This is a genomic window from Streptomyces sp. NBC_00683 (genome assembly GCF_036226745.1).
Lineage (GTDB): Bacteria > Actinomycetota > Actinomycetes > Streptomycetales > Streptomycetaceae > Streptomyces.
Map to the genome: position 1 here is coordinate 1902079 of NZ_CP109013.1, position 12870 is coordinate 1914948.

Sequence of the window (12870 nt, forward strand, 5' to 3'; positions counted from 1 at the left end):
TCAACCCATGGCGTGCGGCGTTACGCCTCCCAGACCGCGGCGCTCGTGCGGTCGTCGGCATACCCCTTGGCCCTCGTCTGGATGTCCGCGAGGAATGCGGCCAGTCCAGGGGGCCCGGTGGCGCTCCAGCGCTCGGCGAGCTCCTCGGAGAGGGCGGGCTCGCCCCGCATCGGTTCGGCCAGACCGTTGCTGCAGAGCAGCAGCGTGTCCCCCGGACGGGCGACCGAGGCACGGAAACGGAACGGTTCGGCGGGCGGCGGCACAGGACTCTCGATGTACGGGGACGGCGGCGTCGTGATCTGCAGGTCCATCGTCAGCCGGTCGCCGCCCGGCCCCTCTTCGCTCTCCGCACCGGTCTGGGGGGCCGAGCCGAAACCGACGACGGGTTCCCCCCGACGGGCACCGGCGGGCGGTACCGGCGGTTCGAGGTCCTGCCAGGCACCGTCACGGAGCCGGAACAGGCCCCCGTCGCCGGTGCCGAAGAAGACCCGGGTGCGGCACTCGGGGTCGGCGGACAGGAGCAGGCAGCGCAGGCCCACGGTGTAGGCGTCGGCCTCGATGCCCAGCTCCGCCGCGCGGGCGCGCAGCTTGCCGTAGGTCCGGTCGGTGAGACGGTGCAGACCCGATTTGAGTTCGCCCCGGCGTCCCGCCCTTATGTCGTCGGAGAGCCGGGTGTGGCTGCGGCCCACGGCGCCCCCGATCCAGCGGCAGGCGTCGGCGGCGGCGAGGTGCGCGTACTCGGCGGCCCGGGCACCGCCGGCGACGGCGACCAGGACGAGGGAACCGTCACCGGCACCGAAGCGTGCCGTCAGCAGGGCGTCACGCCGGGGCTCGCCCCGGAAGCGCGCCGAGTCCCCGCGTACGGAGGCGGCCCGCAGGGTGTACGTCCCGTACCGGGCGCCGTCGAGCACGGTGTCGGCGACGAGCCCGTCGAGGTCACCGGGGCCGGATACGGGCAGGGCGACGGGCTCGGCATCGTAGGTGGGCGGCCGGTCCCCGATGTGGCCGACGACGGGGCGGGACGCCGTGACAGGGCCCGCGGGCTGTTCGGGGGCGCCGTTGCGGGTGAACTCCGGCTGCGCCGCCGTGGCATCGGCGGGCCCGGCGGCCTGCTCGGGCGGCTGCTCGGGCGGCGGCGGGGCGGCGAAGGTCCGCGGCTGCGGGGATCCGGCCGGAGACTCCCACGGAGCGGGGCAGGCCACGGTGCGCGTCGACGCGGGAGGAGGCGGCCCGGCGGGTGTCCGCGGCACGGCCGGTACGGCTCGCTGGGGCGCGGGCACGCCGTCCGCGGCGGACCGCTGAGGCACAGGGGGCGCCTTCGGTGGGGGCTGCCGCATCCGGTGTGCGCCGGCGGGCGGCGCACCGGGAACCGACGGCCTTGCGGGTACGCGGGGGTCGGGCACGGGGACGGCGGCGCCCTCGTTCGTTCCTGTGTCCGTGCGGTCGTCCTCCGGTGGACCCACCGCGTCCGATGCGGAGTCGAAGCGGTCGTCGAGACTGTCGGCCGCGCTGCTGGGCCCCGTGTCCGGCGCGGTCTCGTCGTACAGCCTGCGCCACCAGTCGTCCTCGTGGGCGGCGGGCGTCTCCCCCTGCTGACTCATGCCCTTATTGTCCACCGCGCGGGCCGTGCGAAAACGGTTCATCCGGAAAAGAGGCCTGGAATTGACGGCCGGAAAAGGGTCCGCCGGGCGGCCCCACCCCCCACGGGAAGGACGCCCGGCGGACCGGTCAGGGTGTCGTCAGCGCACTGCGTACGCGTCGGTCACGGTCTGGATGACGGAGTTGCCGTTGGCGTCCGTCAGTTCGGTCCTCAGGGTGACGGGCTTGCCCGCCGCGCCCGCGTGGTTCACGGTCGCGGTCCACGTGCCGCGCTTCTCCGCGGTGGTGGCGGCGGTCCAGGTCTCACCGTTGTCGTACGAGTAGGAGACCTTGGCGGCGGTCAGCCTGCCGGGCGTGTAGCCCGCGTGGCCGGTGACGCTCAGTTCGATCTTCTGACCGTCCTGCGCCGCCAGGGTCTTCAGCCCGTCCGTCGCCAGGTCGTAGCCCGGGAAGAGCAGCGGGATCCCCTGGGAGTAGGTGTTCTCCTCGCGGTGCGAGCGGAACTTCCAGGTGGTCTCCGTGTGGGTCGACCTCTTCCAGACGGCGGCCGGCTGACCGGACTTGAACGTCACCATGGTGAGTTCGTACGCCGCGTCCCCGGCCGGGACGGTGAACACCCCGGAAGGCCACCCGGACTCGCCGAGCACCTCACCACCGCTGGTGAGCTTCATTCCGCCCAGGTCTCCGAAGGAGCCCTGCATTCCGCCGTGTTCGGTGTCGGCCCAGAAGCCCGGGGCGACGCCGATCAGGTTGTCCTGACGCTCGGCGGCGAGCTGCTGCTCGCCCTGCGTGCTGAGCGGGGTCGACGGGCCGAGGATGCCTCGGTACCAGCTCTCCGTACGCTGCTGGCCCGCCTTGTACGTACGGGGCTTGTCGAACAAGGTCTCGCCCCAGGGGAAGCTGGAGGAGAGGTAGCGCTCGTACCCGCTGTCGCCCGCCGAGTAGTACTCGGTTCGCTTGCCGGGGGCTGCGACGGTGTCGAACATTCCGACGGAGAAGCGTGTGCCGTACGGCCGGGAGACGACCATCGAGTCGACGTAGTCGGCCGCGACGCCCATTGCCTCGTACGTGGCGGTGGACTTGCCGAGCTTGTTGTCACGGACCTTGTACGTGCGGTCCGAGGTGACCGGGCCGGTCTCGGGGAAAGCGAGGTTGTAGACGAACGGGCTGACGGCAGTGCCCTTCCAGCGCAGCGTCACGGGACCGTCGGCGAGTGCGGCGGTCAGGCCGGCGGCCTCGCTCGCCTCGACCCCGAGGGAGGGCAGCGGCGCCTGGCCGTAGCCGACGGACGGCAGCCAGGGGCCGGCGGACGGCCGGTGCACGATGATCGCCTTCGCGCCGGCGGCCTTGGCGTTCCGCGCCTGGACGGTCATGTATCCGTCGTCGGCCACCTTCACCAGGGCGATCCGGCCCGTGACATCGGCGGCCTTCAGCTCGTCGGGGGTGCCGGTGCCCGCGTCGACGAGCGCCGCCTCGCCCGTACCGTCGAGGTTGACGGAGCCGGTGCTCGCCACCAGCGGGTGCAGTGCCGCACCGCCGACGACCGAGAGCTTCTCGATCTGCGGAGCATAGGAACGCCAGAAGCTGGCGAACTCGAAGTCGCCGTCACTCGCCCTGCCCTGGACGTCGACCAGGTAGTTCTTGATGGCGCGACCGCCGGCCATGGAACCCGAGTGCAGCCAGACATCGTCCCAGCTGCGGCCGAAGGTGAGTGTCGCGGAACGGTTCTCCGACAGGTGGTCCTCCGTCCGCACCTGGACCCGATGGGCCTTGCGGGCGTCCAGTACCAGGAGGGTGTCCTTGGTGACGTTCAGCTGCGGCCTGGCGAGGTAGCCGACGGACTCGACCATCCTGCCGGTGGCGTCCTTCGGGTCCGGCGAGGTGATGAAGCTGGAGACGAAGTAGGCGCCGGGGCGCACCTCGTAGACCTGGTCCGTCGAACCGTCGTTGAAGCGGCGCTCTCCGGAGGCGGTGTCGGTGCCGATGACATCCACGGAGGAGTTTCCGGCGGCAGCCCTGCCGGTGCGGTCGATGAGCTTGACCCGCAGGGTGACGGTCTCCGGGCCGACGTACAGCGAGAACGGGGTGGAGACCTTGACTCCGCCGGGACCGGTGGCCAGCACGCGCCCGGTGACATCTCCGTACTGGGCGGCCTTCAGGCTCGCTGTCGGGTCGATGTCCAGCGGGACCTTGACGGTCGCTCCGGCCGGGACGGTGACGCTGCTCGCGTCGAGCCTGGCGACGGAGGAGCGGACCGCCGAGCCGTCGTTGCCGGTGACGCCCTGGACCTTCAGCGACAGCTTCACCGGCTCGGTACCGGAGTTGGTGTACGGGACGTCGACCGTGGTGCGGTCGCTCCTGTCCTGCGGCCAGTTGAACGTGCCGCCCTGGAGCGCGGGGGCGCCGACGACGGTGGTGTCGATGGCGGCCTTGACGTCGAGGCGGCCGCCGCCGGTCTCCCGTACGTCGCCGGGGATGTCGCTCTTCGCGGAGGAGACGAGAGCGGCCTTGATCTGCTGTGCTGTCCAGTCCGGGTGGCGCTGCTTCACGATGGCCGCGGCGCCCGCGACATGCGGGGTGGCCATCGACGTGCCGGACATCGTCCGGTACGCGTACACCCCGCGGCCACCGGCCGCCGCGGCCGAGATGTCGACGCCGGGGGCGGAGATCTCGGGCTTGAGGGTGTGCGAGCCGATCGCGGGTCCGCGGCTGGAGAACTGGGCCGTGGAGTCGTCGCGGTCGACGGCCCCGACGGTCAGCACGCCGGGCGCGCAGCCCGGCGAGGAGACGGTGTTCAGCGTCGGACCGGAGTTGCCGGCCGCGATGACGAACAAGGTGTCCTTGCTCCGGGCGAGCTCCTCGGCGGCGACGCTCATCGGGTCGGTGCAGTCGGTCGGGGTCTGGCTGCCGAGGCTCATGGAGACGACGTCGGCCTTCTGGTCGACGGCCCACTGCATACCGGCGATGATCCAGGACTCGGCGCCGGAACCGCTGTCGTTGAGGACCTTGCCGGCGAGAAGGTCGGCGCCGGGGGCGACGCCCTTCGTCTTTCCGTCGCCGGCCGCACCGGAGCCGCCCACGGTGGAGATGGTGTGGGTGCCGTGGCCCTGGCGGTCGTCCGTGGTGTCGGAGTCCGTGAAGTTCTTGGAGTCGGCGATCCGGCCCTTGAGGTCGGGGTGTTCGGCGTCGACACCGGTGTCGAGGACGGCGACCTTGGTGCCCTTGCCGTCGTATCCGGCGGCCCAGGCCAGGTCGGCCCCGACCTGCTTGGTCGACCGGTCCAGGGTGGCCTGGACCTTGCGGTCGAGCCAGAGCTTCTTCAGACCGGCGGCTGAGCGGGCGCGCGTGCCGGTGACGTCTGCCCAGAAGGCGGCGGTCTGCTTCTTGTCGGCCTTGAGCGCGACGCCGTCGACGGCGGCGAGGTCGAGTCCGCGCTCGGCGCCGCGCGGGGTGACGGGAGTGCTGCGCGCGGCCTGCACGGTGTATGTGGCGATCAGTGGGACGGTCGTGGAGTGGGCGTCGTCGTAGCCCTGGCGGATCAGTCCGGTGACGTTGAAGAGTTCCTCGTCGACCGTGCCGGAGGCGAGGGCGGTGACCGCGGATTCGGGGTAGACGTACAGGTCCTTGCCGGACTGCCGGGTCTGGACGAGGGGCACGCTGCCGTCCTCGCGGGGCAGGGCGGTGGCGGACGCGGCGCCCGAACCGTCCGTGCTCACCAGGATCTTGTCGCCGGTGACGAGGGTGACGGTGACCGGGGCGTCCTCGGCGGTCGCTGCGGCGCTTCCGGTCAGCGGTCTCATTGCGGTCGAGCCGTCCTGCGGCGCTGCCGCGGACGGTGCGATCGCGGTGACGGCCAGGACGGCGGCGGTGGCCGCTCCCAGCGCCGTGCGCGATATCGGACGCATCGCTCTCCCCAGATCATTCCGGAACGTAGCAGCACAAGGCGCCACATTCGAAAGGTTGTTGGTGCTGCGGTGGCGCCACATTGGCAGAGGCTCCGGTGGTACGGGGGATGATGTGTCCGGCGGGTTTGCGCCGTGGCTGTTTCCCGCCACGGCCGGTCGGCCGGACAGGCGCGGAGACTCGCGCACACCATCCCGGGGAGGGTCGGAAGATGCTGGCAGCGATAGGTCTCGACGAGAGACAGGAAGCGGCCTACCGGGCGCTTGTCGCGGCGGGCGCCGCAGAGCTCTCCGATCTCGCGCGCCGGCTGGCGCTGCCGGAGGCGGACACGGAGCGGGCGCTGCGCCGGCTGGAACAGCAGGGCCTCGCCGCCCAGTCGTCGTCGCGGACCGACCGCTGGGTGGCCGCGCCGCCCGGGGTCGCGCTGGGCGCGCTGCTGACTCAGCAGCGGCACGAACTGGAGCAGGCCGAGCTCGCGTCGGCACTGCTCGCCGAGGAGTACCGGGCGGAGGCGACCGAGCCGGCGGTGCACGACCTGGTGGAGGTGGTGACCGGTGCGAGTGCGGTCGCGCATCGCTTCCATCAGCTGCAGCTGGGCGCCGTCTCGGAAGTCTGCGCACTGGTCACGGGGAAGCCGATCGCGGTCACGGGCATGGAGAACGAGTCCGAGGAACGGGCGGCGATGCGCGGAGTGTCCTACCGGGTCGTCGTCGAGCGCGATGTGCTCGCGCTGCCCTCCGGGATCGTGGAGCTCTCGGCGGCGCTGAGCCGTGACGAGCAGTGCCGGGTGGTCGACCGGGTGCCGACCAAACTGGTGGTCGCCGACGCCTCGCTGGCCATGGTGCCGCTGACGGGGCGCGGGGCCGAGCCCGCCGCCCTGGTCGTCCATGGCAGTGGCCTGCTGGAGTCGCTGATGGGACTGTTCGAGGCGGTGTGGCGCGATGCGATGCCCCTGCGGCTGGGTGAGAGCGGCGTCAGCGAGGAGGAAGGCCCCGGGCCGGACCCCACCGATCTGGAGATCCTGTCCCTGCTGCTGTCCGGTCTGACGGACGCGAGTGTGGCGAAACAGCTGGAACTGGGCCTGCGGACCGTGCAGCGGCGGGTGAAGGGGCTCATGGAACTGACCGGGGTGTCCACACGGCTGCAGCTGGGCTGGCACGCGTACGAACGCGGCTGGGTGGCGCGGGCGCCACGCTGACCGGCCGGGGGTTCGCCCCCCTGTCGGACCTGCGCTGACGGGCGGGACCGGGCGGACTCCGGCAGGCTGGTCGAATGAGTGGTTGGCAGCTCGTTGCCGTGGGCGCGGTGATGGTGCTCGGACTGGTCGGTGTGCTGGTGCCGGGTGTGCCCGGGCAGGCGATGATCTGGGCCGCCGTGCTGTGGTGGGCGCTGACGGACACGACGCCGCTCGCCTGGGGGGTTCTGATCGGGGCGACGTGTCTGCTCCTGCTGAACCAGGCACTGAAGGCTCTGCTGCCGTCACGCCGCCCGCAGGAGTCGGGCGCCCCCCGCAAGACACTGATGATCGGCGGGGTCGCTGCGATCGCGGGGTTCTTCGTGGTGCCGGTGATCGGCGGGCTGCTGGGCTACGTGGGCGCGATCTACGGGGCGGAACGGCTGAGGCTGGGCACCCGCAGGGCGGGCTGGACCTCGCTCAAGTCGGTCATGCGGGCGACCGGCTACTCGGTGCTCCTGGAGCTCTTCGTCTGCCTGCTCGTGGTCGGGGCGTGGCTGGGCTCCGTGATCTGGGGCTGACGGCCCGCACCTACCGCTTTGAGGGTGCTGCTCGGCCCGCGAGCTCCAGGTGGCGTACGGCGTACGACCGCCACGGCCGCAGACCCTCCGTCGCGGGTGTCCCGTGCGGGTCCACATCGGGATCGCCCAGTGCCCGCATACGGATCACTGCCGCGGTCGCGGGTCCGATCGCCCGCAGCCGCAGCAGCGCCTGCTCCGCCTCGTCCCGGTCCGCTCCGGCTTCGAGCCGTACGGTTCCCCCGGCAAGGGCGCCCGCGAGCTCCCGCAGGGCCGGATCCTCGGCCCGGACGGCCAGCACCCCCGGTTCGGGGAAGACATGGGTGAGGCCGCCGCACGGCACGTCCAGGACCTTCCCGTACCGCTCCACCAGCCCTTCGGCGGCTTCCGTGCCCACGAGCGCGCGTACGGCGAGCTCCTCCGGGTCGGCGGCGCCCGGCGAGCGCAGGCCGGGGCGGGCCGCGACGAGGGGCGCCAGCCGCTGATCGGCACCGAGGGCCTCGTCGACGGCGTACGGATCGGCGTCGAGGTCGAGGAGCCGGCGCAGCCGCTGTACGGCGGTGGTCAGGTCGCGGAGGTCGGTGAGCGCGATGCGGGCTTCCAGCCACGGCCCGGCGGAGGCCTCGTCGACGGCGACGACTCCGGTGCCGTACGGGAGCCGCAGCGTGCGCCGGTAGGTGCGTGCGCCGGGGGCTCCGCCGATCTCCTCGATCCGGGCCACGGCCTCGGCCCCGAGGAGGTCGAAGACCTCCCGGGCTGCGTACGGGCCGCGGTGGGCGAGCCGGAGCGGGACTCCGGCCCTTCGCCCCTCGCGCAGCCCCCCGCCGGTACCCGTGCCGGCCTCGGTCCGAAGAGCGCTGGGGGTACGGGCGTAGATCTGCCGGATGGTGTCGTTGAACTGGCGCACGCTGGCGAAGCCGGACGCGAAGGCGATCTCGGTGACGGCCAGGTCGGTGGTCTGCAGCAGGACCCTGGCGGTGTGGGAGCGCTGGGCGCGCGCGAGGGCGACGGGGCCGGCTCCCAGCTCGGCGTTGAGCTGGCGCTGGACCTGACGTGCGCTGTAGCCGAGCCGCCCGGCGAGCCCGGGGACGCCTTCCCGGTCCACGACGCCGTCGCCGATCATCCGCATGGCGCGGCCGACGACATCGGCCCGCACATTCCATTCGGCGGAGCCCGGCACGGCGTCCGGGCGGCAGCGTCTGCACGCCCGGAAGCCGTTGCCCTGGGCCGCGGCCGCGGTCGGGTAGAACCGCACGTTCTTCCGCTTGGGGGTGACGGCGGGGCAGCTCGGCCGGCAGTAGATGCCGGTGGTCGCGACGGCGAAGAAGAACTCTCCGTCGAAGCGCGCGTCGCGGCTGCTCACCGCCTCGTACCTGGTCTGTTCGTCCATCACACCGTCCAGTGTGCGCCCCCTCCCGAAGGCGCACTCGCGGTTTTCGGACGTCGAACCAGGTGGCCCGCCCGCACTACCGCATCCGGCCCTCCCGCTTGAACGCCATGGCAGCCCTGCCCTCGGCGCCCCTGCGCTTCCATTCGCGCATGGTCTCGCTGCGCAGCCGGGCGTCCGTCTTGGCCGCGATCCGGTGGTTCTCCCTGAGCAGCTTGCGGTAGCTGTCGAGACGCCGCTCCGGCAGCGTCCCGTCCTCGATCGCGCCGAGCACGGCGCAGCCCGGCTCGGCCTCGTGGCCGCAGTCGTGGAAACGGCACTGCCGCGCCAGGTCCTCGATCTCCGAGAAGACCTGGCCGACGCCGGCCTCCGCGTCCCAGAGCCCGACCCCACGCAGCCCGGGGGTGTCGATCAGCACGCCGCCGCCGGGCAGCACGAGGAGGTTGCGTGTCGTGGTGGTGTGCCTGCCCTTGCCGTCCACGTCTCGCGCCGCCCGGACATCCATGACGTCCTCGCCGAGCAGCGTGTTGGCGAGGGTCGACTTGCCCGCGCCGGACACCCCGAGCAGCACACTCGTACCGTCCGAGACGATGGCACCGAACACGTCGACCCCCTCGCCGGTGGCGGAGCTGACGGGGAGCACCTGTACTCCGGGGGCGATGCGCTCGATGTCCTCGACCAGGTGGGCGAGCGTGGCGGCGTCCGGGACGAGATCGGCCTTGGTGAGCACCACGAGCGGGTGCGCCTCGTACTCCTCGGCCTGATTCCCGTCGCCCAGCAGGGCGGCACCGGCGGTGCTGGACATGGCCAGCGCCAGGAACCGTTCCAGCCGTCCGAGATCCAGCTCGACGGCGAGCGAGACGCAGATGACGATGTGATCGATGTTGGTGGCGAGCACCTGGCCCTCGGAACGCTGCGAGGACGTCGAGCGTACGAAGGCGGTGCGCCGTGGAAGGAGGGTGCGGACGAACTGCGGGTCGCCGTCGGGGTCGACGGCCACCCAGTCGCCGGTGCAGACGATCCGCATCGGATCGCGGGGCACCACGAACGCGGTGTCCGCCCGCAGGGTGCCGTCCGGGGTGACCACGTCGCACTGCCCGCGGTCCACCCTGACCACGCGGCCGGGCAGGAGTCCCTGCTCGGCGTACGGGGCGAAGGCGGCGGCCCAGTCGTCGTCCCAGCCGTACGGAGCCAGCGGGTGCGACGAAACGGAAACCGGAAGAATGGGGAAAGACAAGGGAAACCCTTCACAAGGGTGGCCCCGGCACCGCGCGCTCGGGCGCGGAGAAGAAAGGTGAAGGTCAGCCGGAGGCCACGGGGGTGAGAACGATGCTCTTCTGGTTGTGGGCAGCGCCCATCGCAACGACAGTCATCAATGTCCTCACCTCCTGATTCCTTGAACTCCGCACACCCTAGCGCGGGGCAGCCCCGGGGCGTCAACGGGTTTTTCGAGCACGGTCACCGAGCCGCAGCCCTCGTCCGGCTTGGCACGAGATCTCCCTCGATCAGGTGATACGCATGCACAACTACCGGTCTCAGGCCATTAGGGTGCCGGACATGACCTCACCCCAGACCGCCACCGGCACGTTCGCACAAGCCCAGTTGGGCACACAGATCCTCCTCGCCTGGAGCGGCGGGAACGTCACGACCGGCCGTGACGTCGCCTTTCTCCTCACCTATTCGCTCGGCGACGGGCAGGACGGGCCGGAGGCGGGCGAGAAGGCCATGCGCGTGGCTCTCGAGCGCAGCGGACTGCGGGTGGGGGGCGAGACCCTGGACGCCGCGGAGAAGCCGAACCTTCCGGTCAAGCTCCTCATCCAGTCGGGCCAGGCCGTCCTGACGATGCCTCACTTCAAGGCGCAGTACACCGTCCCGCGCGAGTGGCTCGCGGTGGCGCAGGCCGAGGGCCAGGTGCACGGCATGTTCGCCACGCGCCCGTGGCCGGCGGCCGCTCCGGGACTGCCGGTCGACGAGGAGCTGCTGCGGTCCTTCGTGGGTGACCCGGAGGTCATCGGGACCTCCGCCCACTGCCTCCTGCCGGTACGCAGCCTGACCTGAACCGGCACCCGCGCCGCACCGCACCGGGACATGACGATGCCCACCACCCCCCGTGGAGTGGTGGGCATCGTCGCGCTCAGTGGCGTCAGTTGTTGCCCGCACCGTTGCCCGAGACCACCGGGATGTCGTTCAGGATGTGCGACAGCGGCTCGTCGCCCTTGGCCTGGGTGGAGTTGTCCGCGCACTGCTGGTTCTGCGGGTTGGACAGGACGTTGACGTCCTGGACCGCGACCGCGGCGATCACGCCGAGCAGCGCACCGACGTTGGCCTTGGCCGGCAGGCCGACGCAGAGCTTGTTGAGCGAGCCCTGCACCAGGCTGAGCTGCGGGCTCTGGTCGCCGAGCGTGGCACTGTTGCCGAACTTCGACTCGGCGCCGTTGCCGTTGACCGTGGTGGTGCCGTGGTCGTTGCCGATCGCCATGGCCGAGGGGGCCGCGGCGGCGGACAGACCGACCAGGGACACTGCCACAGCCGCGCCGGCCATCATCTTCTTCATCAAGCTTCACCTTTCGGAGCGTCCCGTTGTGGAACGTACTGACTAACCCCAAGCGGAGGTTTCGGTTCCGCTACACCACTCAAACGGGTTGAACGCGGCACGGGGTCGACGTTCCGCTACCTGCCGTTTCCCGTGGATTCCGCCGTACGCGCGGCCGGGACGAAGGCGCTCCCCCCGCCACGCGCCGGCCCGCCGGACGACGGGCGTTGCGGGCGCCGCACGGCCTCGCGCCGGGCCGCCTCGCACCACTCGGCGAGCAGCCTGTCGTAGATGGGCGTGGCGCCCTCCGGCCGGGGTTCACGGCCGGGCGGATGATGACTGTCGTACTGGTCCATGAGGGGCATCTACCCGACCGGACGGTCCGCGTCGGCCGCGATCGGGGCAACCGGCCCAATTCCCGCACTATCGGGCTACCCGACCTGCAGACCAACGGCGGACACGAGGGGCGGGCAGCCCTGAGGGGCCGGTTCATCCGGGCTCCCGACGAACGGTTGCCGCACGGACGAGCCGGCCCCTCAGGTCATGAACTGCTAAAGGGCAGGACGGGAGTTATCGGTGGTCAGTGGTTGCCCGCACCGTTGCCCGAGAGGATCGGGATGTCGTCCAGGATGTGCGACAGGGCCTCGTCGCCCTTGGCCTGGGTGGAGTTCTCGGTGCACTGCTGGTTCTGCGGGCTGGACAGGATGTTGACGTCCTGGACCGCGACCCCGACGGCACCGAGGAGCGACCCGATGTTGGCCTTGGCCGGCAGGGCGATGCAGGGCTTGTTGAACGATCCCTGGATGAGACCGATCTGAGGGCTCATGTCGCCGTACGTGCTGCTGTTGCCGTAGGACTGCACGGCGCCGTTGCCGTTGACCGACGTGGTGCCGTGGTCGTTGCCGATCGCCATGGCCGAGGGGGCCGCAGCGGCGGAAACGCCTACGACGGAGGCAGCGACTGCCGCCGACGCCAGAAACTTCTTCATCATGGAACTAGCCCTTCTGATTCTTCTGTTGCCCGCCTGTCCGGAGCATGGTGAACAACTCGTTGCGGCGGGTTTGGTTGTGCCGTTTCACTCGAACGATTCTTAATTCGTCCAGGTCACCGCAGGATTACGCGGAAAGGGCAACGGGAATGACGCGCACCGGGAGGGAACGCGTCCCGCGAACGGATCAGCCGCCGAGGGGCAGCCCGCCCAGGAGCGGGCCCGCGCTCCTGGCCGCACCGGTCGCACCGTCCGCCAGCTTGCTGACCGTGCCGTCCTCCTGGACCGCCTCGGTGGTGTCGCCGACCGCGCCCACCACGGGGTTCACCACCTGGTCGGCCAGCTGCGGCGTGGTGGACGTGATCTCGTTCACGCCACTGGTCAGGCTGAAGTGGGGGGCCGTGGCGGTGGTAACGGCGAAGGCCGGAGCGGCCGTTCCGAGAGCGGCCACGGAACCGGCAACAAGGGCGGCAGTCTTCGCGTACTTCACTTTCGGTTCCCTTCTGGTGCGGCGTCTGCTTCGGTCGCGTCCCCGCGCCGCACAAGTCTTCTTTACCTGTGACTTCCGCCGCTTTCACCAGGCATAACGATCAGCCCGCGAGCGGGCAACTGCACAGGGCACACTTTCTCGTCCACGGAAACGAGAAGGCCCCGGACCGCGGTTATGCGGTCCGGGGCCTGCCGATGACTGGCCATCGACTCGACCGG

General features: G+C 71.3%; 11 protein-coding genes. 3 read left to right on the forward strand and 8 right to left on the reverse strand.

Annotated elements, in window-relative coordinates:
• Positions 1-20: 20 nt before the first annotated feature.
• A complete protein-coding gene (locus OG257_RS08385; protein ID WP_329206158.1) occupies positions 21-1601 on the reverse strand; it encodes a protein phosphatase 2C domain-containing protein in 1581 nt (526 codons plus the stop codon).
• Positions 1602-1739: 138 nt separating this feature from the next.
• Positions 1740-5504: a S8 family peptidase gene (locus OG257_RS08390; RefSeq protein ID WP_329206160.1), complete on the reverse strand. Its 3765-nt coding sequence runs from the start codon at positions 5502-5504 to the stop codon at positions 1740-1742.
• Positions 5505-5713: 209 nt separating this feature from the next.
• Here OG257_RS08390 and OG257_RS08395 point away from each other — a divergent pair, with 209 nt between their 5' ends.
• Together OG257_RS08395 and OG257_RS08400 are read left to right on the forward strand one after the other, a co-directional pair.
• Positions 5714-6700, forward strand: a complete 987-nt coding sequence (locus tag OG257_RS08395; RefSeq protein WP_329206162.1) for a helix-turn-helix domain-containing protein — start codon at positions 5714-5716, stop codon at positions 6698-6700.
• A gap of 74 nt (positions 6701-6774) precedes the next feature.
• On the forward strand, positions 6775-7257 hold the full coding sequence (locus tag OG257_RS08400; protein WP_329206164.1) for a DUF456 domain-containing protein: 483 nt from the start codon (positions 6775-6777) through the stop codon (positions 7255-7257).
• 10 nt (positions 7258-7267) lie between these two features.
• Here OG257_RS08400 and OG257_RS08405 read toward each other — a convergent pair whose 3' ends face one another.
• Positions 7268-8644 (reverse strand): DNA-3-methyladenine glycosylase 2 family protein, encoded by a 1377-nt coding sequence (locus OG257_RS08405; protein ID WP_329214980.1) that lies wholly within the window; start codon positions 8642-8644, stop codon positions 7268-7270.
• Between the two features lie 76 nt (positions 8645-8720).
• On the reverse strand, positions 8721-9878 hold the full coding sequence (rsgA, locus tag OG257_RS08410) for a ribosome small subunit-dependent GTPase A (protein ID WP_329206166.1): 1158 nt from the start codon (positions 9876-9878) through the stop codon (positions 8721-8723).
• Positions 9879-10198: 320 nt separating this feature from the next.
• Here rsgA and OG257_RS08415 point away from each other — a divergent pair, with 320 nt between their 5' ends.
• Positions 10199-10699, forward strand: a complete 501-nt coding sequence (locus OG257_RS08415; RefSeq protein ID WP_329206168.1) for a DUF5949 family protein — start codon at positions 10199-10201, stop codon at positions 10697-10699.
• 85 nt (positions 10700-10784) lie between these two features.
• On the opposite strand, the gene OG257_RS08420 is transcribed toward OG257_RS08415, so the two are convergent.
• The 4 genes from OG257_RS08420 to OG257_RS08435 all read right to left on the reverse strand — a co-directional run bounded on the left by OG257_RS08420 (position 10785) and on the right by OG257_RS08435 (position 12652).
• Positions 10785-11195 (reverse strand): rodlin, encoded by a 411-nt coding sequence (locus OG257_RS08420; RefSeq protein WP_329206169.1) that lies wholly within the window; start codon positions 11193-11195, stop codon positions 10785-10787.
• A gap of 116 nt (positions 11196-11311) precedes the next feature.
• Positions 11312-11539, reverse strand: a complete 228-nt coding sequence (locus OG257_RS08425) for a hypothetical protein (RefSeq protein WP_443054333.1) — start codon at positions 11537-11539, stop codon at positions 11312-11314.
• A 215-nt stretch (positions 11540-11754) separates the two neighbouring features.
• Positions 11755-12165: a rodlin gene (locus OG257_RS08430; RefSeq protein ID WP_329206171.1), complete on the reverse strand. Its 411-nt coding sequence runs from the start codon at positions 12163-12165 to the stop codon at positions 11755-11757.
• Between the two features lie 184 nt (positions 12166-12349).
• Entirely contained in the window at positions 12350-12652 is a 303-nt protein-coding gene (locus OG257_RS08435; protein WP_329206173.1) for a hypothetical protein, read from the reverse strand.
• Positions 12653-12870: the final 218 nt, after the last annotated feature.